Annotated in this window: 26 protein-coding genes; 22 read left to right on the top strand and 4 right to left on the bottom strand. The window is 37.7% G+C overall.

Going from position 1 to position 26,154, the window contains the following annotated elements; all coding sequences use genetic code 11:
- Window positions 1-3 precede the first annotated feature (3 nt).
- The gene (locus IV81_RS01895) at window positions 4-876 is read right to left on the bottom strand and encodes a Cof-type HAD-IIB family hydrolase (protein WP_057801731.1); all 873 of its coding nucleotides are present in this window, start codon (window positions 874-876) and stop codon (window positions 4-6) included.
- Window positions 877-987: 111 nt separating this feature from the next.
- On the opposite strand from IV81_RS01895, the gene IV81_RS01890 reads away from it, so the two are divergent.
- Genes IV81_RS01890 through IV81_RS01880 form a run of 3 tightly spaced genes read left to right on the top strand, consistent with a single transcriptional unit; the run spans window position 988 to window position 2,653 of the window.
- Window positions 988-1,680, top strand: a complete 693-nt coding sequence (locus IV81_RS01890; RefSeq protein ID WP_057801729.1) for a uracil-DNA glycosylase — start codon at window positions 988-990, stop codon at window positions 1,678-1,680.
- A 3-nt stretch (window positions 1,681-1,683) separates the two neighbouring features.
- On the top strand, window positions 1,684-2,157 hold the full coding sequence (tsaE, locus tag IV81_RS01885) for a tRNA (adenosine(37)-N6)-threonylcarbamoyltransferase complex ATPase subunit type 1 TsaE (RefSeq protein ID WP_057801847.1): 474 nt from the start codon (window positions 1,684-1,686) through the stop codon (window positions 2,155-2,157).
- Window positions 2,147-2,653, top strand: coding sequence for a GNAT family N-acetyltransferase (locus IV81_RS01880; RefSeq protein ID WP_083484668.1), 507 nt, complete (start codon window positions 2,147-2,149; stop codon window positions 2,651-2,653). Before tsaE ends, IV81_RS01880 begins: the two co-directional genes overlap by 11 nt.
- Here IV81_RS01880 and IV81_RS01875 read toward each other — a convergent pair.
- Window positions 2,634-3,170: a 3'-5' exonuclease gene (locus IV81_RS01875; RefSeq protein ID WP_057801723.1), complete on the bottom strand. Its 537-nt coding sequence runs from the start codon at window positions 3,168-3,170 to the stop codon at window positions 2,634-2,636. The genes IV81_RS01880 and IV81_RS01875 overlap by 20 nt on opposite strands.
- 73 nt (window positions 3,171-3,243) lie before the next feature.
- Here IV81_RS01875 and IV81_RS01870 point away from each other — a divergent pair, with 73 nt between their 5' ends.
- From IV81_RS01870 to IV81_RS01840, 7 genes are all read left to right on the top strand, one after another.
- Entirely contained in the window at window positions 3,244-4,161 is a 918-nt protein-coding gene (locus IV81_RS01870) for a Gfo/Idh/MocA family protein (RefSeq protein WP_057801722.1), read from the top strand.
- A 54-nt stretch (window positions 4,162-4,215) separates the two neighbouring features.
- On the top strand, window positions 4,216-5,118 hold the full coding sequence (gene murB / locus IV81_RS01865) for a UDP-N-acetylmuramate dehydrogenase (RefSeq protein ID WP_057801720.1): 903 nt from the start codon (window positions 4,216-4,218) through the stop codon (window positions 5,116-5,118).
- A gap of 123 nt (window positions 5,119-5,241) precedes the next feature.
- A complete protein-coding gene (gene cdaA / locus IV81_RS01860; RefSeq protein WP_057801718.1) occupies window positions 5,242-6,093 on the top strand; it encodes a diadenylate cyclase CdaA in 852 nt (283 codons plus the stop codon).
- Entirely contained in the window at window positions 6,094-6,990 is an 897-nt protein-coding gene (locus IV81_RS01855) for a CdaR family protein (protein ID WP_057801716.1), read from the top strand.
- Window positions 6,991-7,008: 18 nt separating this feature from the next.
- On the top strand, window positions 7,009-8,370 hold the full coding sequence (gene glmM / locus IV81_RS01850; protein WP_057801714.1) for a phosphoglucosamine mutase: 1,362 nt from the start codon (window positions 7,009-7,011) through the stop codon (window positions 8,368-8,370).
- Window positions 8,371-8,613: 243 nt separating this feature from the next.
- The gene (gene glmS, locus IV81_RS01845) at window positions 8,614-10,431 is read left to right on the top strand and encodes a glutamine--fructose-6-phosphate transaminase (isomerizing) (RefSeq protein WP_057801712.1); all 1,818 of its coding nucleotides are present in this window, start codon (window positions 8,614-8,616) and stop codon (window positions 10,429-10,431) included.
- Window positions 10,432-10,657: 226 nt separating this feature from the next.
- A complete protein-coding gene (locus IV81_RS01840) occupies window positions 10,658-10,966 on the top strand; it encodes a hypothetical protein (RefSeq protein WP_057801710.1) in 309 nt (102 codons plus the stop codon).
- Window positions 10,967-11,108: 142 nt separating this feature from the next.
- Here IV81_RS01840 and IV81_RS01835 read toward each other — a convergent pair whose 3' ends face one another.
- Window positions 11,109-12,941, bottom strand: a complete 1,833-nt coding sequence (locus tag IV81_RS01835) for a heavy metal translocating P-type ATPase (protein WP_057801708.1) — start codon at window positions 12,939-12,941, stop codon at window positions 11,109-11,111.
- A gap of 135 nt (window positions 12,942-13,076) precedes the next feature.
- On the opposite strand from IV81_RS01835, the gene IV81_RS01830 reads away from it, so the two are divergent.
- Together IV81_RS01830 and IV81_RS01825 are read left to right on the top strand one after the other, a co-directional pair.
- Window positions 13,077-14,792, top strand: coding sequence for an oleate hydratase (locus tag IV81_RS01830; protein ID WP_083484667.1), 1,716 nt, complete (start codon window positions 13,077-13,079; stop codon window positions 14,790-14,792).
- A gap of 70 nt (window positions 14,793-14,862) precedes the next feature.
- Window positions 14,863-15,570, top strand: coding sequence for an EAL domain-containing protein (locus tag IV81_RS01825; protein WP_057801705.1), 708 nt, complete (start codon window positions 14,863-14,865; stop codon window positions 15,568-15,570).
- Window positions 15,571-15,688: 118 nt separating this feature from the next.
- On the opposite strand, the gene IV81_RS01820 is transcribed toward IV81_RS01825, so the two are convergent.
- Window positions 15,689-16,225 carry a hypothetical protein gene (locus IV81_RS01820; RefSeq protein ID WP_057801703.1) on the bottom strand — a complete coding sequence of 179 codons (537 nt, stop codon included), beginning with the start codon at window positions 16,223-16,225 and terminating at the stop codon, window positions 15,689-15,691.
- 213 nt (window positions 16,226-16,438) lie between these two features.
- On the opposite strand from IV81_RS01820, the gene IV81_RS01815 reads away from it, so the two are divergent.
- From IV81_RS01815 to IV81_RS01775, 10 genes are all read left to right on the top strand, one after another.
- A complete protein-coding gene (locus IV81_RS01815; RefSeq protein ID WP_057801701.1) occupies window positions 16,439-16,834 on the top strand; it encodes an iron-sulfur cluster biosynthesis family protein in 396 nt (131 codons plus the stop codon).
- Window positions 16,835-17,157: 323 nt separating this feature from the next.
- On the top strand, window positions 17,158-17,760 hold the full coding sequence (locus IV81_RS01810) for an EAL domain-containing protein (RefSeq protein ID WP_057801699.1): 603 nt from the start codon (window positions 17,158-17,160) through the stop codon (window positions 17,758-17,760).
- A 98-nt stretch (window positions 17,761-17,858) separates the two neighbouring features.
- Complete coding sequence (locus IV81_RS01805) at window positions 17,859-19,730, top strand: bifunctional diguanylate cyclase/phosphodiesterase (RefSeq protein ID WP_057801697.1); 1,872 nt, start codon at window positions 17,859-17,861, stop codon at window positions 19,728-19,730.
- A gap of 32 nt (window positions 19,731-19,762) precedes the next feature.
- Entirely contained in the window at window positions 19,763-20,446 is a 684-nt protein-coding gene (locus IV81_RS01800) for a YjjG family noncanonical pyrimidine nucleotidase (protein WP_057801695.1), read from the top strand.
- A gap of 146 nt (window positions 20,447-20,592) precedes the next feature.
- Window positions 20,593-20,889, top strand: coding sequence for a TMEM175 family protein (locus IV81_RS09480; RefSeq protein ID WP_236696810.1), 297 nt, complete (start codon window positions 20,593-20,595; stop codon window positions 20,887-20,889).
- A complete protein-coding gene (locus IV81_RS09475) occupies window positions 20,844-21,185 on the top strand; it encodes a hypothetical protein (protein WP_236696809.1) in 342 nt (113 codons plus the stop codon). The genes IV81_RS09480 and IV81_RS09475 overlap by 46 nt, the downstream gene beginning before the upstream one ends.
- Before the next feature lie 427 nt (window positions 21,186-21,612).
- On the top strand, window positions 21,613-23,781 hold the full coding sequence (gene nrdD, locus IV81_RS01790) for an anaerobic ribonucleoside-triphosphate reductase (RefSeq protein WP_057801693.1): 2,169 nt from the start codon (window positions 21,613-21,615) through the stop codon (window positions 23,779-23,781).
- Window positions 23,774-24,352 (top strand): anaerobic ribonucleoside-triphosphate reductase activating protein, encoded by a 579-nt coding sequence (nrdG, locus tag IV81_RS01785; RefSeq protein WP_057801692.1) that lies wholly within the window; start codon window positions 23,774-23,776, stop codon window positions 24,350-24,352. The genes nrdD and nrdG overlap by 8 nt, the downstream gene beginning before the upstream one ends.
- Before the next feature lie 11 nt (window positions 24,353-24,363).
- Complete coding sequence (gene sufC / locus IV81_RS01780) at window positions 24,364-25,098, top strand: Fe-S cluster assembly ATPase SufC (protein ID WP_057801690.1); 735 nt, start codon at window positions 24,364-24,366, stop codon at window positions 25,096-25,098.
- Between the two features lie 17 nt (window positions 25,099-25,115).
- On the top strand, window positions 25,116-26,147 hold the full coding sequence (locus IV81_RS01775; RefSeq protein WP_057801688.1) for a SufD family Fe-S cluster assembly protein: 1,032 nt from the start codon (window positions 25,116-25,118) through the stop codon (window positions 26,145-26,147).
- The last annotated feature ends 7 nt before the right edge of the window (window positions 26,148-26,154 follow it).

The following is a 26,154-nucleotide window of genomic DNA, read 5'->3' as shown; positions in this document are numbered from 1 at the left end:
CACTTATTGATGATTTTGTGCAAGCTGCTCGAGAATGGCCTTAGCGACTCCGTCTTCATTATTAGTAACGGTTAGGTGGTTAGCCAATTGCTTAATTTCAGGAATGGCATTTCCCATTGCATAACTGACTCCAGCAACTTCTAGCATTGAAGCATCATTCATATTATCCCCAATTGTCATTACCTGTGACATCGGAATATTGAGGCCATCGGCAAAATGCTGAACGGCAATTCCTTTTTGCGCGCGGGGGCTGTTAATTTCAATATTATTTTCAAAAGAAGAGGAAATTGCAACTTCAACTTTTGCATTGATAGATTCTCGAACAGGTTTTAATTCCTTTTGCCCATTTTCACCAAAAGCAACAAGTTTTAAGATTTTAATTTTTGGATCATCAAGCAAGACTTGATAGTCTTCAACGTATCGAATATCCATTAGTTCAACCCGTGCGGATGACATCGCTACAGCAAGTTTGAACGGTGTATCTGGGTTAACCGTTTCCAACAAGCGTGATACGGTTTGAATCCGACGAGTCCGACTATTAGAAACAACCCCTTCATTAGTTGTAATTTCATAGTATAGCCCCGCTTTTTCAAGCTGATGCATAATTAACTTAGTTGCGGTTTTAGTAATGGGAACCATATCTAATGCCTTCCCATCAACATCAAAAATTGCAGCTCCATTTAAGGTAATCAAAGGAACTGATAATCCATATGCTTCGAGAAGAGGTTTTGCTTCACGATATTCGCGTCCGGTGGCAACAGCAAAATGGACGCCGGCAGCTTGAGCCTTCTTGATTGCATCTGCATTTGCACTTGAAATTTGCATTTCTTCATTTAGTAGTGTTCCATCCATATCTGAAGCAATAATCGAAATCATTATATAAGCACATCCATTCCATATATTTATCCTAATTCTAACATGAACGTGGTTTTTTTTTTAGGAAATCGGTTAGAATAGAAGTAATAAGTCACACGAGGAGCTTCAAAGATGAAAGAAATAATTCATAATGATTGGCAAGAAGTTTTAGAAAAGGAATTTTCAAAGGAATATTATGCGAAATTACATGCCTTTTTAAAGACAGAGTATGCAACTCAAAATATTCATCCCGATATGTATCATATTTTTCAGGCATTCGAGTGGACACCATTTTCGAAAGTTAAAGTGGTCATTCTTGGGCAGGATCCATATCATGGTCAAAATCAAGCACACGGGCTGAGTTTTTCGGTCCAACCTGGCGTTCAAATTCCACCTTCGCTACAAAATATTTATAAGGAACTTCAAACAGATTTAGGAATTGCTCCAGTTAAGCATGGATACTTAAAAAAATGGGCTGATCAAGGAGTGCTTTTGTTAAACTCTGTTTTAACTGTTCGAGATGGGCAAGCCTTCTCACACCAAGGGATGGGCTGGGAACGGCTAACAGACACAGCAATTAAAAGTCTTTCAGAGCGTGATCAACCGGTGGTCTTTATCCTATGGGGACGAGCAGCACGTGATAAAATTAAATTAATTGATCAATCTAAAAATGTTATTATCCAGTCGGCTCATCCTAGTCCACTTTCGGCATATCGCGGATTTTTTGGTTCGCGACCGTTTTCAAAGACTAATGCAGCCCTGGAAGCAATGGGTGAAAAACCAATCGATTGGCAATTACCGCAAACAGTTTTGGAGGAAAAATAAGTGATGGAGACATATCAACTAAGAAATGAAGCTGAAACAATCAGTTTTGGCGAAAGAATTGGTGCGTTTTTAAAACCAAACGATGTGATAATTTTAGATGGTGATCTTGGCGCTGGGAAAACGACGCTGACGAAGGGGATTGCTAAATTTTTAGGAATTCAACGTTATGTGAAGAGCCCAACCTATACGATTGTGCACGAGTATCGGGACGGTAGGATTCCCCTGTTCCATATTGACGCTTACCGACTTGAGGAAGGTGGAGCAGATGATATTGGTTTTGATGAATACTTTGACGGCAATGGTGTGACGGTGGTTGAATGGCCACAATACATTGAGGAATATTTGCCTGAAGAATATTTAAAAATTGCCTTGGATCGAAACAGTGACAACACGCAACGATTCTTAACGGTCGAACCGAACGGTGCCCGTTATGAAAAAATTGAACAAGCAATTGAGGATGAAGTTAATGGCAGATGAAGTTGAATTCATTGAAGGAAGTCATGCGGACGCCGAAAAGATTGTTAAATTAATTCAGCAATTAGAATTTGAAACGGATACAATTCAATTCGATGCTGCAATTCATGATTACAGTGTTGAACAAATTGGTAAAAATCTGGATTTGATTAAGGAGAGCCCAACCAACTTTTTGTTAATTGCAAAATACGGAGACCAACCAATTGGAATTGTAACGTTGATTGAGACCCCCAATTACGAGCAACGTGCCGAACTAGGGGTGGGAGTTCTTCAAGAATACTGGCACAATGGCATTGCAACGGTCTTGGTTGACGAAGCAATTTATTGGGCGAGCAATTTTAGTTGGTTAACTTCAATTTGGCTAGATGTTCTTGAAAGTAATCAATATGCAGTTCATTTGTACAAAAAAATCGGATTTAAACCAAAAAAATCCTTAATCGATGATCAAGGACGTAAAATTATTAACATGGAGTTATCTTTTAACCAGCCTGACGAATAAAGCTTGAAATGGCATCAATACCAAACTGATTTTCCTCGTGTAAGAGAATGTTTGCACACGCGCGGCTATCATCCAAAGCATTATGATGATGTTCTAGCTCGATGCCCAAATTATCACAAATTGTATTAAGCTTGTGATTAGCATATTCAGGATAAAAACTTTTAGAAGTTTTCAATGTATCAAGCGTTTGGTAGGGCAAACGACCTAACTCATACCGTTCGAGAGTTTTTTTCAGAACGCTGTTATCAAAATTGGCGTTATGAGCAACAACCAACTGATCAGGTCTGAAAAATTGCTCTAGAACAGGCCAAAGTTCAGGAAAAGTTGGCGCATCGGCAACGTCCTGCTCATGGATGCCGTGAACCTTAACGTTCCGCCAGTTGAAATCCGTTTCTGGATTAATTAACGAATAAAGTTCGTCAGTAATAATATCGTTTTTAACGACTGTTAACGCAATTGAGCAGGCACTCGCCCGAGCGGGGGCCGCAGTTTCGAAGTCCATTGCAATAAAATTCAAAAAAATCACTTTCCTTATATTAATTTAAGATTAGTGTAACTAATTAATAATGGAGAGTAAAGGAGATTGTTTTATGTTAAAAGTTGGGGTAATCGGATTAGGTAATATTGCTCAAAAGGCATATTTGCCGGTGTACAGCAAACTACAAGATCAATTTGAATGGCATTTAATGACTAGGAATGGTGCTAAGCTAGCACAAATTCAAAAACGCTATGGATTTCAGCATGGGACAACGAACCAAGATGACCTAATCTCAGCGGGAGTAGATGCGGTATTTATTCATACACCAACTCCGACACATTATCAAATTATTAAAAAATTCCTTAGCCATAAAATTCATGTTTTTGTTGATAAACCTATTTCAGAAGATTTGGATGAGGTTAAAGAACTCTATCAACTTGCTGAACAAAATCAAGTATTTTTAACAGCTGGATTTAATCGGCGATTTGTCCCAATGGTGCAGCAATTAACCGATCATAAATTACTACACAGTATTCGGGCAACTAAAACGCGCGAAAATGAAACACAGGAAACTAATTTTGCAATTTTTGATTTAATGATTCACGTTATTGATCTGGTTCAATTTTTGATGGGATCAAATGGAGTTGAGTTACTAAATGGTAGAATTGTTGAAAAGAATGGTAATTTAGTGTCTGCTGAAGTTCAACTTGGACATGGTCAGTTGAGCGGCATGGCCCAAGTGGACATGATGGCCAATGCCAATACTGAAGTATTGCAAACGACTGGGCAAAACGGAATCATGGAAGTTGAAGACTTAAATCAGCTTACCATTCAAAAACGAGGACAGAAGTTAGTTCAAAAGACGCCTGATTGGCAGGAGAACCTTGAAACGCGTGGCTTCAAACCATTGATTGAACTCTTTTTAAAAGCGATTGTCAACGGTGAAGAAAACCCCGTTTCACCCGCTTCATCAATCTTATCGCATGAATTATGCGTGCGTTTAATAAACGAGACTAAAGTGATAAAATAATCGTTGAGTTTTTAACTGAATAATGAGTAAGAGAATAAGATAAGAGGAGACAGCATGATGGATCAATCAATAACCAGTGTGTTCCCGGAAATTAAAGTACTAATGAATGAGCCCTTATCAAAGTACACGAACACCCAGACCGGTGGACCGGCGGACATGTTAGTATTTCCTGAGTCCGTGACCGAAACTAAAAAATTAATTATCTGGGCCAAAGAAACCAAAACGCCGCTAACCGTTATTGGAAATGCAAGTAATTTAATTGTTCGTGACGGTGGAATTCGCGGGTTAACATTAATTTTAACTAAAATGAACGATATTCAAATTAACGGAACGGATGTAACTGCTGAGGCGGGTGCAGCATTAATTCAAACGACAGAAGCAGCTTACCAAGCTAGCTTAACTGGACTAGAATTTGCTGCAGGAATTCCAGGATCGGTTGGCGGCGCTGTTTTTATGAACGCCGGTGCTTATGGAGGCGAAATTAGTGAAGTCGTTTCGGAAGCCGAAGTACTCACTAGTGATGGGGAAATTAAGCGATTAAACAATCGTGAACTTGACTTTGGCTATCGCCACAGTAGCGTGCAAGATTACCATGATGTGGTCATTTCGGCGACGTTTAAGTTGCGTGCGGGAGACTCCAATCGAATTCGTGCTAGGATGGACGAGTTAAATCGATTAAGAGCGTCGAAACAGCCCTTGGAATATCCTTCTTGCGGAAGCGTCTTTAAGCGACCAACTGGATATTTTACTGGGAAATTAATTCACGAGGCTGGTTTACAAGGCTATACAGTTGGTGGTGCACAGGTATCAATGAAACATGCTGGTTTCATAATTAACGTGGGAGGCGCAACGGCAACGGATTACCTATCTGTAATTCATCACGTTCAAGAAACGGTCCTAAATCAATTTGGTGTCGAACTGGAGACTGAGGTTCGAATTATTGGTGAAGAAAAATAAATTGGTATATATGGAAGTTTACGAAAGCTTTTACGCTTTTCGAGCTTCCTTTTTTAATTTAATCAATTAGAATCTCAACTGCATGGTATAATTGAGCTTGAATAAAATTTTGGAGGGACGGGTATGAATATAGATTGGTCCCAACTATTAACATGGAGTAATTTAATTAATCTAATCGATATAATTGCGGTTTGGTTTGTTATTTACGAATTGATTATGCTACTTCGCGGAACGAAGGCGGTTCAATTATTTCGCGGAATCATTGTAATCGTAATAATTATGGTTGGTAGTTGGTACATAGGATTAAGTACCGTGTACTGGATTATGAACCAGGTCATTAACTGGGGAGTAATTGCCATGGTTATCATTTTTCAACCGGAAATTCGGCGTGGTTTAGAGCATTTGGGGCGCGGATCGATTTTTTCTAAGAATCATTCACGAAAAGAAGCCGAAGAAAAATTAATTCAAGCGTTAGATAAGGCAATTCAGTACATGTCTAAGCGCCGGATTGGGGCTTTGATTTCTATTCAAATGGACACCGGATTAGACGATTATATTGAGACCGGAATTCCGTTGGATGCTGACGTCTCAGGAGAGTTACTAATTAACATTTTTATTCCTAATACCCCACTTCATGATGGTGCGGTAATCATCAAAAATGAAAAAATTGCCGTTGCGGCAGCCTACTTACCACTTTCACAAAGTAATTTAATTCCAAAAGAATTAGGGACTAGGCACCGCGCAGCAGTTGGAATGAGTGAAGTGACGGACGCTTTAACCATCGTTGTGTCAGAAGAGACTGGAGAAGTTTCGATTATGAAAGATGGGGAACTCCTTCGGGGAATGTCACAAGAGTCTTACTTAAAATATTTTCGAGCACAGTTAATTAGTGATGATGAGGGACCTACCCCATTTTTTACATCTGTAGTGGACAACGTTTCTTCTTTCTTTAAGGGAAAAAGGGGGCGGCATTAGATGAAAAAATTTTTTTCTCAAAATTTTTTATATAGGTTAGTTGCGTTAGTTTTAGCCATACTTTTATTTGCCTATGTTAAAACAGACCACCTTACTTCAACAAGGGTTGCTGGGACAGATTCAAACCAGAATAAAACGGCGTTGATGTCAACTAAGACAACCACTATATCCGTGCCAGTTGATCTTGATATCAATACCTCAAAGTACGTTACCAGCGGATATCAGGAGAATGTTAAGGTGACTTTAACTGGTTCAAGTGCGTTAATTACTACGTTAACCAATACTAGAAATTTTAAGGTGTACTTAGATCTTCAAAATTACGGACCGGGTAAATATACAGTTAAATACAAAGTAGATGGATTAGGGAAAGATATTAAATATAAAATTAACCCAGCAACTGCCAAAATAACGATTGCTAGAAGGAAAACTAAGAGTTTTGAAATCCGCTATCGTTATGATACCAACATGGTAAAAAGTGGGTACGTAATGGGGAACGTTAAATCATCGACAACCACCGTTCAAGCGACGGGATCCGCCGATGACATCAACCGGATTTCACAGGTGGTGGCGGACGTTAATGTTCCTAGCAATGCTACAAAGGATGTCTACGCTAGAACGGTGTTGCAAGCATTAGATACAAACGGTAACATTGTAAATGTGGTGCTAACACCGCAGTCAATTAATGTTACGCTTCCAATTAGTAAAGCGGAATCAAACTCAAAGAAATCTGATTCAAGCAGCAATCAAAGCTCTTCGGATTCAAGTTCAAGTTCAAATGAAAATTCCGATTCTACAAGTAAGGATGCTACATCTAGTGCGTCGGTGGCTGATGATAGCAGTTCTTCAAACAGCTCAAGTTCAAGTTCGAGCAGTACAGACGAAACACAGGCGAATTAACGAAGGAGATTATTAATAATGAAATTAAAATATTTTGGTACCGATGGAGTTCGAGGAATTGCAAATGAGACGTTAACTCCAGAATTAGCATTTCAATTGGGACGAACGGGGGGCTATGTTTTAACAAAACACGCCAAGGATAGTGACCAACAACCCCGTGTTTTAGTTTCAAGAGATACGCGAATTTCAGGACAATTGCTTAAACACGCTTTAATTGCTGGACTGCTTTCAGTTGGAATTAAAGTAATGGATATGGGAGTAGTTACAACTCCGGGTGTGGCCTATTTGGTACGTAAACAAGATGCTGATGCGGGCGTTATGATTACTGCCTCACATAATCCAGTTCAGGATAATGGGATTAAATTTTTTGGTTCCGATGGTTATAAACTTTCCGATGAACTAGAAGCCGAAATCGAAGTACTACTGGATGCTGATAAGGATAATTTGCCACGACCATCGGCAGAAGGGTTAGGTTCCGTAACGGATTATCCCGAAGGCGGGCTCAGCTATACCGCATTCTTGGAACAAACGATTCCTGATGATCTCGAAGGATTGCATATTGCGGTGGACGCAGCTAATGGAGCAACGAGTAACTATGTTTCCCAGATTTTTGCTGATTTAAATACGGAATTCGATACAATGGCAACTAATCCAAATGGGTTAAACATCAATGCCGGAGTCGGCTCAACGCATCCAGAAGGACTTGCAGAGTTCGTTGTTGAAAAGGGCGCTGACATGGGCGTTGCCTTTGATGGCGATGGAGATCGCTGTATTGCGGTGGATGAGTTGGGTAATATCATCGATGGCGATAAGATTATGTACATCTGTGGAAAATTTTTGAGCGAACGGGGACGTTTGAAACAAGACACCGTTGTCACGACCGTTATGAGTAATTTAGGATTGTATAAGGCGTTAGAGGCTAATAATATGCACTCCGTGAAGACACAAGTTGGTGACCGTTATGTGGTTGAAGAAATGCTAAAGAGCGGCTATAACCTTGGTGGGGAACAATCTGGACATATTATTTTTCTTGACCATAACACGACTGGTGACGGAATGTTAACTGCAATTCAGCTAATGTATGTAGTGAAGCAGACAGGTAAGAAATTATCCGAATTGGCTGCCGAAGTAAAAACTTATCCACAAAAACTAGTTAATGTAAAAGTTCAAGACAAGAAATTAGCGCTTGAAAATCAAGCGATTAAAGACATTATTGAAAAGGTAGAAGACGAAATGGCCGGCGACGGTCGGGTACTTGTTCGTCCTTCTGGTACAGAGGATCTTTTGAGGATCATGGCTGAGGCTCCGACTGAAGAAATGGTTAATCAGTATGTTGATCGAATTGTGGCTGTAGTTCAAAGTGAAGTTGGAGTTGAATAGCATAACATCGATCTTTAGATGACCGCTCACATCTTAGAAATAAATTTTGAGTAATAGGATTATGACAAAACATTTTTTGTCATAATCCTATTTTTTTAGTTCTTCTATACCTATTTTATATTTTGATATATACCAATCATGAAATATTAGTGTTGACATCTTCTTAATTAGGTTATATATTAATCTTTGTTAATTATACCAATTTAAAATTAATAAATATATGAATTTAGAGGTGCGATTAAAATGTGTGGAATTGTAGGAGTTACAGGAAGAATGGATACGACTCAAGTTTTGGTCAGCGGACTGAAAAAGTTAGAGTATCGAGGATATGATTCGGCTGGAATCTATGTTAACGAGGGCAATGGCCGGGATCACTTGGTTAAAGCACAAGGAAAAATTAAAAACTTGGAAGAAAAAATTGATGGGGATGTCACAGGCATAACAGGAATTGGACACACTCGTTGGGCTACTCATGGAATTCCAAGTATCGAAAATGCACACCCACATTTTTCATCGGATGAACGTTTTTATTTAGTTCATAACGGCGTTATTCAAAATTTTGGATCTTTAAAAAAAGAATATTTATCTGATGTAAACTTTCAAAGTGATACGGATACGGAAGTGGTTGTTCAGCTAGTTGATTTATTTGCTAAACAAGGGATGGATACCATGACGGCCTTTAAAAAGGCAATTTCACTTTTAAAAGATTCATCATATGCGTTCGTTTTGATGGATCGTCAAATGCCTGAAACACTATTTGTTGCAAAGAATAAAAGTCCATTGCTGATTGGGGTTGGGGATGATTTTAATGTCGTTTGTAGCGATGCTTTGGCGATGATTAATGTAACCAATAAATTCATTGAATTGCGTGATGGCGAAGTCGTGGCGATTACACCAGATGCAATTGAAATCACCGATGAAAATAATCGGAGCATCCAGCGCGATCCGTTTGAGGTTGATATCGATCAATCGGATACAGATAAAGGAACCTATCCATATTACATGCTAAAGGAAATTGACGAGCAACCAGCAGTAATTAGACGAATTGAGTCGAAATACATTAGTCAGGAAGGAAACGTGCATTTTGATGAAAAGCTCCTTGAACAGGTAAGTAAAGCATCAAGAATTTACATTGTTGGTGCGGGTACCAGCTATCATGCAGGGTTGGTTGGTAAAAAGATATTTGAAAAAATGACGGGAATACCAACTGAAGTAGTATTAGCCTCTGAATTTGCCTATGATGATCCACTTATCGAAAAAGATGCTTTCTTTATCTTTTTGAGCCAGAGTGGAGAGACTGCGGACAGTCGTCAAGTATTAGTTCGAGTAAATGAGGAGTGGCAAAAGAACAGTTTAACAATTACAAATGTTGCCAATTCAACGCTTGCCCGTGAAGCCCAGTTTGCCGTTACCCTTGAGGCGGGGCCCGAAATTGCTGTGGCATCAACTAAAGCCTACGTGGCTCAAATTGCGCTTGAGACCCTGCTGGCAGTTGCCATTGGTCGCTACAATCAAAGGGACTCAGCACTCCATTTTGATGTTGCTGGCCAGTTAAGTCGGGTGGCAAATGCAATTCAAACCGTGGTTGATGAAAAATCACAGATTGAAAAAATTGCTGAAAGTAATCTAACTAATACTCGAAATGCGTTTTATATTGGTCGAGGATTAGACTACGATGTGGCTTTAGAAGCGGCTCTAAAACTAAAAGAAATTTCATACGTTCAAGCGGAAGGATTTGCTTCTGGCGAACTAAAGCACGGAACGATCGCACTAATTGAAAATGGAACACCGGTCCTAGGCCTCATTACGCAAACTAAGACGGCGGACCACACTAGAAGTAACTTGGAGGAAGTTATTTCTCGTGGAGCCAATGTGATCACAATTACGAGTGAAAAATTGCAACGAGACGGTGATAATATTATATTGCCGGAAGTTGATGAGATATTAACACCGCTGGTCAGCGTAGTTGCCACCCAGTTGCTCGCCTACTATACAACTCTGCAAAAAGGGTACAACGTTGATCAACCGCGTAATTTAGCTAAAAGCGTAACTGTTGAATAAAAATGAAAAGAATTTGATTTTTTCATTGACATGAGCATGTGTAAGCGCTATCATTGTCCTTGTAAGGTAGTAGCGCATCTCCTACCTATACAATCAATTCTCTTTCTCTCTTATGCTGGATCCGACTATTTAGGTCAGGATCCTTTTTTATTTGTATAACATCGCAGTCATGGCATCTAGACACTGACCAGGCTCCACTTTATACTAAGAAGATGGAGGCGGGAAAATGAAAAGTAACGAAACTTTTACACTAATTCAAGAAATAACCCGATTAGATGGAACTAAGTATATCGAAATCGGAAATATGATGATGAATGGCCGCGCGGAATTAGCGGCCGAACGGGGATATATTAAATCTGTTCGGATTATTCAATTGAATATTTCGCATTCACAACATGTGATTAATTATGAAAAATATATTGGTGAGCGGTACGAAATTCCTGATGAGTCAATGACGACTTGGGAGGAGTGGCAAAAAGACGATCGAATAATGAAGGAGTTTAATGCCATTTTGCACGAAAACCACATTAGTTAAAGGCGAAAATGCCGTAGTGGTGGAATCTTTGATGAATTAATGGGAGCAACATCTAGGATCAGTTGGTGGCGCACGCAATAATAAAAATTTGAAAAGTAAAAGGGCCTAACGAAAGTTGTTAGGCCCTTTTACAGTGCTTAGATTAAATTTGATTCAACTGTAAGGATTCTGTTTTTTTCAGTTGACGGTGAGCTCTTAGTGCCCAAAGAATGCTGACGGTGTCGACAACTTCTTGTAGCATCGCACCATAAATGGCGGGAATAATACCGCTGGATGCAATTAACATTAAAAAGGTACAAATGAAGATTCCGATTAAAACGGATTGCTTAGCGATTTTCATGGTATTTCTTGATATTGCCAATGCCTCCGGAATTTTAGCAATGTTATTTTTTAAAATAACAATATCGGCGGCCTCGCTTGCTGCATTTTCACCTTCAGCACCAAGGGCAATCCCCACGTCAGCAGTCGCTAGAGAAGGGGCGTCATTAACACCATCACCAACCATGACGACCGGTCGAAGATTTTTATCTTTAGAAATTTTTTGAATCAGTTCAATTTTCTGGGCTGGTAAACAGTCACCGTATTTTTGATCAATTCCAATTTGCGCACCAATCTCATCAACGGTTTTTTGACGATCACCACTAATCATCCACACGTTGCGGATTCCTTGTTGATGAAGTGAGCTAATTACTTTAGGTGATTCAGGCCGAATTCGGTCCTTAAACGTAATAATTCCTGCCGGAGCATCATTAACACTCAAGTAAATAGCCGTAGTGTCAATATTAGAATCCAATTGGGTATCCCAGTTGATAAACTTTTTTTGTCCAACTTTAATCGTTTTTTGATTAACAATTGCACTAATTCCCAACCCGGTTTCTTCTTGAATATTACTTGCGTCTAAGAGATCCGAATGATTTACTGATTGGACTAAGGAACGGGCTAGAATATGATTTGAAAACTGTTCTGCTGATGCCGCGTATTGTAAAATTTCTTTCTTGGAAAATGGTTCAACTGGAATGACTTCTTCAACGCTTAGATTTCCAGTTGTTAGTGTTCCGGTCTTGTCAAACGCAATTGATTTTGCTTCGGAAAACTTTTCAATGGTCGTTCCATTCTTAATAAGAACACCGTTTCGGTTTGCATTACTCATCCCAGAAACTAAGGCAATGGGTGCCGCTAATATCAGGGGACAAGGTGAAGCAACAACAAGCACCTGTGCAAATCGGACGGGATCTTTGGAGTAAAACCAAGCAATTCCAGCGATTACGTAGGCGATTAAGGTAAAGGGAACGGCATAGCGATCAGCTAAGCGAACAAATTTTGCCGGATGTGCTCGTGCCACCTTAACTAAGTTGACAATGGTTTGATATTGGCTATTGCTAGCAGTTTTTATAGCTCGGATAGTAATACTATTGCCACCATTTAATGAACCCGACAAAACAGTGTCATTAACTGATTTTTGAACAAGGACGGATTCACCAGTTAATGATGATTCATCAAATTCTGAAAATCCTTCTAAAATTTGGCCATCAACCGGAACAATTTCTCCCGGTTTTACGATTAAAACATCGTCAACTTGAACATCTTTCACGGATGTATCAATAATTTTAGATCCTTGCTTTAAATGTGCAGTAGACGGATTATTCTTTAATAATTCGGTTAACTCACGACTTGCGATGTTTGCAGCATAGTCTTCCAGTGAGTCACCACCGGTCAACATAATTAGAACAATCATCGCTGCCCAATATTCGCCAGTTGCCAATGTGGCAACAACGGCCGTAATAGCCAGCAGATCGACACCGTATTTACCGCTTTTGAGGGTTTTAACCATTTCAAGAAACATTGAAATAGTTAAAATTACCCCAATCGCAGTGATTACGATTTGAGCTCCGAGTGCTAAATGAAGGCCAAATTGTAGAAAAAGGGCAATACCTGAAACGACTAGAACGGTTAAAAGTTTATTCTTATGGTTCATAATTTCCTCCTACTTTAGAATCGTTATAATTATCATACCAAATTTTGTCTAATAATTAAACCAAGAAAATTTAAATGAAAACGGTCGCAACATCCGTGGAAAAGTGTTATTATATTTATAGATTTAAATGTATGAATGCTATGTATTTTAAATAAGAATGAGGAGGAGCATACTATGGAAAAAGCATATATGATTGGGACAGGAATTGCTAATCTTGCCGCAGGAATTTATTTGATTCGTGATGGCGGTTGGACCGGTGATCAAATTACGATGTTCGGTCTTGAAAAACACGGAGCTAACGATGGTGCACCCGTCTCCGACTACGAAAGTGAATATGGAAATCAACGTCTATCTGATAATCGAGGATTTCTGGCTAAAGGTGGTCGAATGTTAAATGAAGAAACATACGAAAATCTTTGGGATCTTTTCCGTAGTGTGCCTTCATTGGATAATCCGGGACAATCGGTTACCGATGATATCTTAAACTTTGATCATGCTCATCCGACACATGATGTTGCGCGTTTAATGGACAAGAAAAATGGAATTCGCAATAACGGTGGTGCGGATGATTATTATCATATGCAGTTTAACAATAAAGATCGTCTTTTACTATCAAAATTAATGATGATGCCTGAAAGTAAGGAAGAAAAACTTAATGACATTAGCATTGAAGAATGGTTTAAAGACAGTCCGCATATTTTTAAAACTAATTTTTGGTATATGTGGGAAACAACTTTTGCTTTCAAAAAGGAAAGTTCTGCCATGGAACTTCGGCGTTACATGAATCGAATGATTCTCGAATTTAGCAGAATTAACACGCTTGAAGGAGTTACCAGAACGCCGTATAATCAGTACGAAAGTCTTATCTTACCGATGCGCAAGTATTTGGAAGATCAGGGAGTTAAGTTTATCAATAATCGTAAAATTACTGCCTTTGAATTTAAAGATACAGCGCTTCGGGATGACATTATTGTGACTGGTCTTCAATACGAAGACGTTGATGGTAGCGATGAAAAGGGAACGATCCCGGTTAATGAAAATGACTTAGTATTTGATATCAATGGAGCAATTACCGATAGTTCATCCTTTGGTGATTTTAATACACCAATCAAAGAAAATATGGAATACGCTCCAAGTGCGGCATTGTGGAAGCAAGCAACTGAACATTTTTATAGTTTAGGTAATCCGGACAAATTCTTTAACGATCGAGCTCAAAGTGAGTGGATGAGCTTCACGGTAACAACTAATAATCATTTTCTAGTAAATGAAATTAGTCGAATCACACAACAAGAACCTGGTAATGCTTTGAATACTTGGGTTGATAGTAATAATTTATTATCAATTGTTGTGCATCATCAACCACATTTTCATGCACAAAAGGAAAATGAGACCGTATTTTGGGGATACTTTATGTTCCCACGTAAACATGGCGACTATGTTGATAAACCCGTGATCGAGATGACCGGAAAAGAGATTTTACAAGAACTTTTGGGTCATCTTGCGGAAGTTGATACTGCAACCGATAATATTCGAAATCATGAGTCTGAAATCATGGATAGCATTATTAACGTCATTCCAGTTTATATGCCATATGCGAGTGCCTTGTTCAACCGTCGTGCAGTGGGTGATCGCCCAGACGTTGTTCCTAAGAATTCTAAAAATTTGGCTTTTGTCAGTCAATTTGCTGAGATGCCATTTGATATGGTATTTACTGAACAGTATTCAATTCGAGCAGCTCAAAAGGCCGTTTATCACTTTATGGGAATTCCAGAAGATGAGATGACACCCGTCCATCACTATGAAAAGGATCCAAAAGTGATGTTAAGAGCTACTAAAACAATGTTTAGATAAATCAATGGAGAAAATTAAGCGTATGTAGATATTACTGATTAAAAATTTAAAAAGCATAGGAGGGATTATTTTGAATCTAAAAGAAAAGTTATTTTTCGTCGGACAAAAAATTATTAGTTCTGATAATTGCAATCAGATTGAATATGAACTATTGCTTCGGTATGGTGATCCCCAAAATGCACATTTTCCAGCTGAACTGTATGAACACTTTGTCGAAAGTGAAGAAGCATATCGAGAATATGCCGGATTTTTGAACGAAAGTATACCCAGTATTTTACATGCTAATCCTGGGGCACTTTTCTCTTTCAATATCGATCAACAGGAATTGGAATATCCAGAGCTTTTTGAATTTTTAGATAACTTATCCGAAACTCAGAGGCAGCGTTTGACAATCGAATTGACAGAAAATGCACCAATCGATCATGCTGGAAGCTACTATGCCAGCTATAACATCGAAGCGATAAAGAAAATCTCTGATATGGGATATAAGGTGGCATTTGATGATATCGGATCGGGAATCAATACGTTTGGAAATCTATGTTTATCAAGGGACTATATTTCAAGGGTAAAATGGTCCTATATTAATTTATCCAAGTATGTCAGCTGGGATCAAAGCAGTGGATTGATTAAATTTTTGAGCGAATTTGCTGACTCAAATCAATTTGACTTTGTGGTTGAAGGAATTGAAAATAAAAAAACGGCTGATGAGTTATGTGGATTAGGAATTAAGTTTTTTCAAGGATATTTGTATTCTAAGCCGGAAGTAATTGCCAGCTAGCAAAGATGAGTTTCGGAATTAGCAGTAAGAATAATTTAATCTAGGTGCACATGTAAAAACAAGTCGGAATGAAGTTTCATTGCGGCTTGTTTTTTTGAATCATTTTTTCTGAGGCGACCTATTTGATAATCAACGGGGATAAATATTGTTTATAGTAATTCTCATAAGTTTCCTTAGTGATGTTTGACGTGATTTCGCCAACATTAAATTCTTGAATTTTAGACTTGCTAAAGTTGGCTTTTTTAATGGCGGCTAACGAAAAAATTTCGGTATTATCGCCAACGGACAACTTAATGTTCTTGAGCGAATTTGGTAGTTTAGCATTCTTAACGGTGCGTAAGATATCCAGTGTGTAAGGGATATAATTACGAGTGAAGCTAAAAATATCAACTTTAGGAATTTTGATAACAATATTAGAATCGGTAAAACTTACCTGACAAGGCATCCGACCGTTAAAATTATCGGCAATTTGATTTTCAATGATGGTTGCTTTGTCGGAAGCACTTTCACCAGAGACGTCAGAGTTTGACTCAATCGTGGACTGACTATTATTAAAATTAGGGTAAGCTTGTAATCCAAGCGCGGCCAGAATGACCACGGTTAAATTGGATTTAGAAAAGACTTTTGGTCTTTTGAATTTTTTTGATTTTGACATAGTTCGATTCCATTTCATCTTGACAGACAGCAGTTCATAGTTTGAATGATAAATCCTAAAATTATATTACACATACAATTATATTAGATTTGATCGTATTTTACTATTATTTTACAAACATTTGTTTGCCAAATGATCGGGAATTAGTTTAAAATTTAATTGAGGTAGTTTAACCAAACGCTACGCTAAAATTATTAAAGGGGAGACGTTTAGATGCAATCAATAAAAATTACTAATGCAATGGTCGAATTGTTAAAGAAAAAGAAAATAAATGACAAAATTTTACTGTTGGTCACTGATGATGGTGGTGGAAAGTATTCTCTACAAGGTGGGGCATGTAGTATTGGATCTAAGTTTTCGATTGTTGTTGTCGATCAAATGGATGATGGATATCAGGTGAAAGTTGAAAATAATGCTGACCTAAATTTGTATACTTCGGAATATGACTTACATTTCTTGAATAAGGGTCTAACGATGGATTTTAAGAACTACTTGATTAGCCTAAAAGACGATACCGGAATGCTCGATGGAGCGGTTTTAATTGCTAACGGGCAAGAAATTTTAGATGCGTTTGAACAGGGAACGATTGCTAGCGGCGAAAGTTGTTAGACTAGACGGGGGATGCATTTTAAACTTGGTGAAAATGTAACTGGGCATTAAAAAGGTCAGTCTAGTGGAATTCTCTTGAGTATAAGAAAAATTAAAAATAGTTTTAAAAAATCCACTTTTGATTTTTTAAAACTATTTTTTTAATTCAAAGCGTGGACCGTGGATTTCAGAATATCCTTGTTAGTTGATTAACGATTATTTCTCAAAGCTTTATCAGTTCAAAGATCCATTAAAATATGATGGTGTAATAATTATTAATATTGAAGGCTTTATAAATAGTGTAAAATAGTTTTATAGTTTAATTCTGGAATTGGAGTGACTTTATGATCAGTTACGAGGGGACTGAGTATGCGTATTTTACTCAGCCAATTGTGGATATTAGCAAAAATAAAACAGTTGTACATGAATTATTATTAAGAATTTTTGATAAAAAAGAAGGTCGGTGGAAACTACCGGCCTCCTTTCAGGTGCCAGTTGGATTGCAAATCGATTTAGCAAACGAAGCGTTGGAGAATTTAAATTCGAAAAATATTAGTATTAATTTAACCCAGAAGCAATTTGAAGATGAGGTTGTTTGCGATAAAATTATTGATTTCTATCAGAAAAGTGCGGTTAATAATCTAACGATTGAAATGGTAAAAGTTTCGTCATATGCAATCTTTAAACGAATGCAAGAAAAGTACCACAAAGAAGGAATTATTCTGGGAGTTGACGATGTCGGATCGGATAACAAGCTTCAAGACGTCATGCCATTATTGGATGATGTTGATACTATTAAGTTTGCGTCACAAAATATCCGTCATTTAAGTCAAATTAAAGTGCTGAATCAATTGAATTATTGGTTTGAACAGGCCGAAAAAAGACACCTTCTATTCACGTTTGAAGGGGTAGAAGGCTTAAAAGATATTAGAATGGCAAAAAACTAGGAATCACAAGGTGTCAAGGTTACTTTTTTAGTAAACCTGTTTTACCTGCAGATCTTCCTGATAGTTTACGCTAAGTTTGAATTAGAAGGGATACAAAAATGGACACTTTGTATGCGAATGGTTCGAATCTGATTGGAACAACAATCATGAATTTGATCATTTCTTGTTTTTTTAGTACGGGATATATTGGCTATTTTCATCGACTATGGACGGAAGTTTTTAGTGGATTTGATGGTAGTCAAAAGCATCGTAGATGGCAAAGAATACAGTTAGTTGTTTTGGGGTGCGGAGTTGGACTTTATTTACATCTAACTACGATGTTTTATTTTACGGGATCAATTGCAATGGTTTTTCACGATATTGCACTTTTCTTGTTAATTGTTCCCTTTATGTATAAAGGAGGATTTAACTTACTTGAACGTTGCATACAAATTGCGGCATTCATTTATGTTTGGGTCGCCCATCATGAGGGTAATATGTCTGAACCACATGTGATAATTGCGTTAATTTTAACACTGGTAATCATTGGGCTAGGACAAGTTTATCACGATCAGGTTATTTATAACTGGAAATTTGGGATACCGTTTGTTTTCTTGTTATCCTTTCTTTTTTGGAAAACATTGCCACATGTTTCAATGAACATCGTGGTCACTAACACTGTGGCCTGGGAGGCAATTGTTATTTTTGTCTCAATGAATATTACGATTATGTTCTTTTGGTTAAGAAATTTTCGAAACAATCGACAAAATAAAAGAATGGAGCAAATGGCGGACTACGATGGACTTACGGGTGCCAAGTCGTTTACATATTTTCAAAGTGAATCTAAAAAGATTTTTGAAAATACCAAACGACAAAAAAGTGATTTGGCTTTAGTTGAATTGGATATCGACCGTTTTAAACAAATTAATGATTTTTATGGGCATTCTGCTGGGAATCAGGTCCTAACTGAAGTGACATCTACGATAAAAAATATTTTAGAGCGTCTGGGACAAAATGCTCAGCTATATCGAACAGGTGGCGAGGAATTTACCATTATTTTTCCGGACCAAACGATTGAACAAGCATTACCAAGTCTTCGAGAATGTTGGTCAATTATCCATAAGTCTGATTATTTTTATAAAGGTGAACCGATCGATGTATCAGTTTCAATGGGAGGTACCAGTTTGCATCAAAGTGATCAAAGCTTTGATGATCTCTATAATCGAGCGGATGAGTATCTTTATATGAGTAAGAGAAATGGGCGAAATCAAATTACAATCGAAGGGAAAGTCCGTTTTTGGGAGAATAAGCGTCAAAAATTACTGATGTTAGGTGCATTTTTTACGCAACCGGTGGTGGATATTGAAAGCAATCAAAGAAAAATTCAAACTGAGTTGTTATTTAAAGCCTACGACTACTGTAAGAGCAAGTGGACGGTTCCAAATGACATTCATGTTTCAATTGCGACACAATTACGATTAATTAATGATTTAATCGATAAAAAGCATCTGGGTTACGTCGGTTTAACAGTCAGTGCGACTAGCTTTTTAGAACAAAATACGTTAAATGAGTTAAAGAAATATTTAGAACATAATTCTGAAATTATCGGATTATCAATTGAAATTACAAACTTTGAAAACATTCATGATGAAGCGCAAATGAAGAGGATGAGTGATCTTTATCACCAAAACGGCATTAGAATTATCATTAGCGATGTTAGTGATCGAAAGTTAGATAATCAGTTGCAAAATATGCTTTCTTACGTCGATGGAATCCGTTATGCGATGCAGAATATTCGGGTACGTGAGACTAACGAAGAAGTGGTTAAAAATATTAAGGCATGGTCAAATATTGCAAAGGGATGCAATTTAGATTTTATTCTGGACGGAATTGAGACTAGTGAGGATGTTGAGTTCGCTAGAAAGCAAGTTAATGCACGATATTTGCAAGGCTATTATTTCGGCATTCCAGATCTTCCGGTTTTGACCTAGACGGCTAAATTTGATTAACGAAGGGAATATTGATGATTAAATATGCGATTTTTGATTTAGATGATACATTACTGGATTTTAAAAAAGGAGAACGTGAAGGACTCACAAAAATACTACGTAAATATGGAGTTCATGATATTGATCAGGGAATTAAGACTTATTTAAAGGTCAATAAAGTGGTTTGGAACAAAATTGAACAGGGCCAGCCTCGAGAAGAACTGTTACACAAACGTTTTACGGATACTTTTAATTTGCTAGGAATGAATATTGATGGAACTTTAGCTGAAAGAGAATATCGCACGGGACTTGACCAAAATTTTTATAAGATTGGTGGTGCAGAACGACTGCTGGCTAATTTAAAAAATGCTGGAGTACATTTGATGGTGGGAACAAATGGGATTAAGCAAACCCAAATCAGTCGACTGAAGGGCTCGAATCTTGATCAATATTTTGAGGACTTTTTCATTTCGGAAGACATTGGCTATACCAAACCTGACAAACGTTTCTTTACTCCAATTCAGCATAAATATTTGGATATGGACGGGAAAAATACCGTAATGATTGGTGACCGGATTCAGGCTGATGTTCTGGGAGCTAAACGAGCAGCACTAAGTAGTATTTGGTTTAACCCAAATCATTCGATTAATTCAGAAGATTATCAGCCAACCTATATCGCTCAAACATACGATCAAATTGAAAAAATTATCCTAAATTAAAATAATCAATCTAAAAGTTTTGACAATGGATTATTACTTGTTTGCCACTAGATTTATTGCTCATCGGCGAGGAAGTAAACCAAAATTGCCAGGACTTTTTTTCTTTATGATAAAATTTGTTTATTAAAGATAAGGGGATAATGTCAATGAATAAAAGTCGTGTAGAGGCGTTTACGGATGCCGTAGTTGCAATCATTATGACAATTATGATTTTAGAATTCAAGACTCCTGAGACGGATCGCTGGTCCGGAATTATTGCGGAGGTGCCGTATCTTTTTGCCTATATTGTTAGTTTTATTTTTATCGCAGTTGCTTGGTACAATCATCATTATATGTTTTCAATTGCGAAGAGAATTACCAAAAAATATATTGGGTCAATAACTTTTGGATTTTTACGATGTCGCTGTTACCAGTTTCAACTGCGTGGGCGGGGCGTTATTTAAATAGTCGAGCTCCTGAATATTTTTATTTAGTTGTATTTTTACTTTGGGGATTTGCATACCAATGGCTTAGCAAGGCGATTATTGATGAACATGCGACCAAAGATGCCAATCATGTCGCTGATCTAGTTCGCCGGATGGCTCCTTACCGGGTTATGCATAGCTGGATGTATCCAATAATGGTTATTTTTATCGGAATTGCAGTCCTTAGTGTACCAATTTTAGGGATTATTTCTTCGCTTATTTGGTTAATTATGATGGGAATTTTAACGACGAAGGATAGTGACCAATTATTTTGATTAAAATAGTACTTTAATTCTTTAATAAGCAACGAGTTGTCGAGTGATCGTCGATTCGTTGCTTTTTATTATGGCATTATTGGTTTTTACTATAAACACGCTTACTAAAAGTTATGGTAAGAATTAACAATCACTTTTAATAAGTAAGAAATAAAATAGGTGATTTTCAATTTTTAGTTAAATAGTTATTGACTTTACTTACTCGATGTATACAACATATATTAATTTTATTTTAAAAGCACATATATATTGTGTTTTCAACTCTTATTTTTTTAAAAAAAGGGGAGTATCCTAAAAGATATAGAAGTCACATATATGAATTTTTTTGCCATGATCGGATTAAACAGTCAATACATACCATTAAATTTATCCAATGGTTAATATTAATTTTTAATAGCGAGCTTTACTATGGAAAGGATGAAGATTGATGATCGAAAAAGGTTTTTTAAAAAAATTAGATTTAGCCACTTTTAGTGTCAAAAAAGTGATTAAGGCAGATGGTGAAACGACCAAATTTTATCCTTATAAAATTAAACTAGTGGTCGATAATATAATTTCTTCAGAAAATAAGCGAACGGAAGTTAAAAATAGGATTCTGAATAGCATTAACGAATCGAACCTCGAAATAACTGTGCAGCAGATTAGAACAATTTTTGAAGATGTTTTAAATGATCTTGGTGAATTTGAAGCATTAGCAAAATATCAAAAGTATCAAATGGATGATGTTAAAAGGTGGGAAAACGCAATTGATCCACAACGAAAGTTAAATCAACTTTTTAGTGGAAATGATACTGTTGTTCACGAAAATGCTAATAAAGATAGTAATATTTTTAGCACGAGACGTGATTTGACAGCCGGAATGGTTGGTAAATCGATTGGATTAACGATGATGCCTGAGACGGTTGCGAAGGGACATTTACGTGGTGATATCCATTTTCATGATTTGGATTATTCGCCATTAACTTCAATGACAAACTGTTGTTTGATTGATTTCAAAGGGATGCTTTCCAATGGATTTCAAATTGGAAATGCGGAAGTGGAGCCTCCTCGTTCAATTCAAACTGCTACAGCACAAATGTCGCAAATTATTGCAAATGTTGCTTCTAGTCAATACGGTGGTTGCTCTTCCGATCGAACAGATGAAGTGTTGGCACCATTTGCCGAATTAAATTATAAAAAGCATTTAGATGAGGCCCAAAAGTGGGTTTCTCCAGATCAACGAGAACAATTTGCCAAAGAAAAAACCAAAAAAGATATCTATGATGCGATGCAGGCGTTGGAATACGAAGTGAATACTTTGTTTTCATCTAACGGACAGACACCATTTACGACCGTGGGATTTGGATTAGGGACCACTTGGATTGAGCGTGAAATTCAAAAGGCAATTTTGAAAGTACGAATAAAGGGATTGGGAAAACAGCATCGAACCGCAATTTTCCCTAAGTTAGTTTTCACAATTAAACGTGGACTTAATCTAAATGTAGATGATCCTAACTATGATATCAAACAATTAGCCGTGGAATGTGCGACAAAGAGAATGTATCCGGATGTGTTGATGTATGACAAAATTATCGAACTGACGGGTAGTTTTAAGGCGCCGATGGGATGCCGTAGCTTTTTACAAGGATGGAAAAATCAAAATGGTGAAGAAGTTAACAGTGGGCGCATGAACTTGGGCGTGGTTACGTTAAATCTGCCACGTATTGCCATTGAATCCAAAGGAGATTTAAAAACTTTTTGGGAAATTATGCAAGACCGGACGGCTTTGGTTAAGAAAGCCTTGCTTTTTCGAATTGAGCGCTGTAAGGAAACGGATCCTCAAAACGCGCCAATTCTGTATAAAAATGGTGCGTTTGGTGAACGCCTAAAAGATGGAGACAACGTTGATCAATTGTTTAACAATCGACGAGCCACCATTTCACTTGGATACATTGGACTATATGAAGTTGGCACGGCATTTTTTGGACCAAATTGGGAACAGAATGCAGACGCACACGCATTCACGGTTTCAATTGTTAAATATTTGCATGACCAATGTTTGGAGTGGGAGAAAGAATCTGGCTATCATTTTAGCGTATATTCAACGCCGGCCGAGTCGCTAACGGATACTTTCTGCGAAGATGATCTGGCTAAATTTGGTTCAATCAAGGATATTACTGATAAAGAATATTACACAAATAGTTTTCATTATGACGTGCGGAAAAATCCAACGCCTTTTGAAAAGTTAACCTTTGAAGAAGAATATCCTAAATATGCGGCGGGGGGATTTATTCATTATTGTGAATACCCTAATTTAAAACAAAATCCAGCGGCGCTTGAAGCAGTTTGGACGTGGGCTTATGACCATGTTGGCTATTTAGGAACAAATGCCTCAATTGACCATTGTTACGAATGTGGATTTGACGGAGATTTCAAGCCAACCTTCCGCGGATTTGAATGTCCGCAATGTGGAAATCGAGATTCCAAAACATGTGATGTAGTTAAAAGAACTTGTGGATATTTGGGTAATCCGATGATCCGTCCAATGGTTCATGGACGACACAAGGAAATCTCTTCTAGGGTTAAAAATATGAAATTGGGTGATCTAAATGAATAGGGTTAGGAAACCACGCAATCCTGAACCACGGGAATGGTTAGCTCGCGATCGAAGTTTAGATTATATTGCAGATTACAAACCATTTAATATGGTCGACGGTGAGGGGATTCGATGCAGTTTGTATGTTTCAGGGTGTCTATTTAACTGCCCCGGATGTTACAACAAGGTAGCACAAAACTTTCATTACGGTAAACCTTATTCGGCTGAACTAGAAGATCAAATAATCAAGGATATGTCGAATAGTTATGTTCAAGGATTGACGCTGCTTGGTGGAGAACCGTTTCTCAATACCAAAGTATGTCTAAAATTAGTTCGTAGAATTCGAGCAGAGTTTGGTCATGAAAAGGATCTTTGGTCGTGGACAGGATATACATGGGACGAATTAATGCAAGAGTCGTACGATAAATTACAGTTATTAAGTTATTTAGATATTTTAGTTGATGGAAGATTCCTCGAAGAACAGAAGGATTTAACGCTACAGTTTCGGGGGAGCGCAAATCAGCGAATTATTGACGTGCCTAAATCGTTAGAAAATAACAAGGTAGTTATTTGGGATAAGTTGATTCGTTAAGGGGAAGAGATATGGCAAAATTAGTAATAAAAAACTTAAGGGTTGCTGTTGCTGGCGACCTTATTTTAAATGGCGTCGATTTGGAGATCAATGATGGAGAAATCCACGCGCTGATGGGACCGAATGGAACTGGAAAATCCACCTTGTCAGAAACGATTATGGGGAATCCGCGATATCAAATTTGTGATGGACAAATTATTTTAAATGATATGGACATTACGGAATTAATGGTTGATGAGCGCGCCCGAGCTGGTATATTTTTAGCAATGCAATATCCAACTGAGGTTGCCGGGATTTCAAATGCTGATTTTATCCACGCTGCCTTAAATGCTCAAAACGATGGTAAATCAGTCCCGGTTTTGCCGTTTTTAAAAGAGTTAGAAGAGAAAATGTCTTTTTTAGAAATTGCAGAAGATTATGCCGATCGAGGACTCAATGCTGATTTTTCAGGCGGGGAGAAGAAACGTAATGAAATTTTACAAATGATGATGTTGAAACCCAAATTGGCAATTTTGGATGAAATCGATTCGGGCCTTGATATTGATGCATTAAAAATTGTGGCGAAGGGAATCAATGCGATGCGTGGTCGTAATTTTAGTTGCTTAATGGTCACCCATTATCAACGACTACTTAATTATGTGATTCCCGATGTCGTTCATGTCATGATGGACGGAAAAATTATTAAAACGGGCGGAGCCGAATTGGCCAAGCAATTGGAAAAAACAGGTTATGGAAATCTAAATTAAATGGCGGAAGGATAAAAATGGTAAAAAAATGGAATAACAGTCAAGTTCAGTTTCCAAGTTATCTGGGTTTTAATTATGACAGTGAAAAATTTGTCTGGCAATTTTCACAAAGTAACCAATCTTGGTCCTGGAAAATCAACGAGCAAATGGTTGATAAAATTAATGCAGCAGGCGGATATGTTCGTGAGCTTGAAGGCGAGATGGGAGATAAGGGTAAACCGTTCAAGACGAACGGATGGACACAAAACCATTTTCGAACAGAACTGATGGGACTAGAAATTTTAATTCCTGATAATACCGAGATTGATGAACAATTAGAAATTAATATTGATCTGTGCGCAACAAAACCGATTGCTCTGACAATTCTAATTCATCTGGGAGAAAACAGTCACTTAAATTTTAAAAATAAAATTCACTTTAATGGAAAATTTTCGAATTTAAGTTTATGCGTCAATGGCGCTCTTGCAACGGGAAGCGGATTGGATTATACGTTGGTAGAAGACAGCCCTAACTTGGTGAAGCAGACTTTGATTGGCGATATTCAATGCCAACGGGATGCGCACTGCAATTTGAATTTATTTCCTGAAGTTCATGGAGATTTACTAGGTGATCTGCGAATTTATCTGGCAAAAACCGGAAGCGGTGGTGAAATCAACTTTGGTTGCTACGGACAACCGAACGATTGGGTTGGGGTTCAAGGAATGATTGAACATGATGCACCGGATACGTTCAGCCGGATCAATATGCGAAGCGTTTTGTACAAAAATTCAAAAGTAAACTTTACGAGTATTGGGAAAATTAATCACGGTGCTCACGGTGCAAATGCTGACCAAGAAAGTAGAATAATGACAATTGAGGAAGCAAAAGGGAGCGTTAATCCCGCCCTGATTATTGACGAAAATGATGTTAAAGCAGGGCATGCCGCAAGTGTTAGTCAGTACGACGAAGATGAGTTATATTACTTACTCAGTCGAGGGTTGTCGACGGTGGTTGCTAAGCAGATTCTAATTGATAATTTTATGAATCCGATATTAAAAAAGATGAATTAAATTTTGG

The organism is Pediococcus stilesii (assembly GCF_001437075.1).
GTDB lineage: Bacteria > Bacillota > Bacilli > Lactobacillales > Lactobacillaceae > Pediococcus > Pediococcus stilesii.
Note: the sequence above shows the minus strand (reverse complement) of the source record. Positions and strands in the feature narration are given on the sequence as shown.

Bases quoted from the DNA above. Each gene is read 5' to 3' on its own strand.
- IV81_RS01810 (WP_057801699.1), top strand. From the start codon at position 17,158: ATGATCAGTTACGAGGGGACTGAGTATGCGTATTTTACTCAGCCAATT.
- IV81_RS09480 (WP_236696810.1), top strand. From the start codon at position 20,593: ATGAATAAAAGTCGTGTAGAGGCGTTTACGGATGCCGTAGTTGCAATC.
- glmM (WP_057801714.1), top strand. From the start codon at position 7,009: ATGAAATTAAAATATTTTGGTACCGATGGAGTTCGAGGAATTGCAAAT.
- IV81_RS01830 (WP_083484667.1), top strand. From the start codon at position 13,077: ATGCTATGTATTTTAAATAAGAATGAGGAGGAGCATACTATGGAAAAA.
- glmS (WP_057801712.1), top strand. From the start codon at position 8,614: ATGTGTGGAATTGTAGGAGTTACAGGAAGAATGGATACGACTCAAGTT.
- IV81_RS01895 (WP_057801731.1), bottom strand. From the start codon at position 876: ATGATTTCGATTATTGCTTCAGATATGGATGGAACACTACTAAATGAA.
- IV81_RS01805 (WP_057801697.1), top strand. From the start codon at position 17,859: ATGGACACTTTGTATGCGAATGGTTCGAATCTGATTGGAACAACAATC.
- IV81_RS09475 (WP_236696809.1), top strand. From the start codon at position 20,844: ATGTCGCTGTTACCAGTTTCAACTGCGTGGGCGGGGCGTTATTTAAAT.
- IV81_RS01840 (WP_057801710.1), top strand. From the start codon at position 10,658: ATGAAAAGTAACGAAACTTTTACACTAATTCAAGAAATAACCCGATTA.
- IV81_RS01880 (WP_083484668.1), top strand. From the start codon at position 2,147: ATGGCAGATGAAGTTGAATTCATTGAAGGAAGTCATGCGGACGCCGAA.
- cdaA (WP_057801718.1), top strand. From the start codon at position 5,242: ATGAATATAGATTGGTCCCAACTATTAACATGGAGTAATTTAATTAAT.
- tsaE (WP_057801847.1), top strand. From the start codon at position 1,684: ATGGAGACATATCAACTAAGAAATGAAGCTGAAACAATCAGTTTTGGC.
- IV81_RS01775 (WP_057801688.1), top strand. From the start codon at position 25,116: ATGGTAAAAAAATGGAATAACAGTCAAGTTCAGTTTCCAAGTTATCTG.
- IV81_RS01815 (WP_057801701.1), top strand. From the start codon at position 16,439: ATGCAATCAATAAAAATTACTAATGCAATGGTCGAATTGTTAAAGAAA.
- IV81_RS01890 (WP_057801729.1), top strand. From the start codon at position 988: ATGAAAGAAATAATTCATAATGATTGGCAAGAAGTTTTAGAAAAGGAA.
- nrdD (WP_057801693.1), top strand. From the start codon at position 21,613: ATGATCGAAAAAGGTTTTTTAAAAAAATTAGATTTAGCCACTTTTAGT.
- IV81_RS01835 (WP_057801708.1), bottom strand. From the start codon at position 12,941: ATGAACCATAAGAATAAACTTTTAACCGTTCTAGTCGTTTCAGGTATT.
- nrdG (WP_057801692.1), top strand. From the start codon at position 23,774: ATGAATAGGGTTAGGAAACCACGCAATCCTGAACCACGGGAATGGTTA.
- murB (WP_057801720.1), top strand. From the start codon at position 4,216: ATGATGGATCAATCAATAACCAGTGTGTTCCCGGAAATTAAAGTACTA.
- sufC (WP_057801690.1), top strand. From the start codon at position 24,364: ATGGCAAAATTAGTAATAAAAAACTTAAGGGTTGCTGTTGCTGGCGAC.
- IV81_RS01855 (WP_057801716.1), top strand. From the start codon at position 6,094: ATGAAAAAATTTTTTTCTCAAAATTTTTTATATAGGTTAGTTGCGTTA.
- IV81_RS01870 (WP_057801722.1), top strand. From the start codon at position 3,244: ATGTTAAAAGTTGGGGTAATCGGATTAGGTAATATTGCTCAAAAGGCA.
- IV81_RS01820 (WP_057801703.1), bottom strand. From the start codon at position 16,225: ATGTCAAAATCAAAAAAATTCAAAAGACCAAAAGTCTTTTCTAAATCC.
- IV81_RS01800 (WP_057801695.1), top strand. From the start codon at position 19,763: ATGATTAAATATGCGATTTTTGATTTAGATGATACATTACTGGATTTT.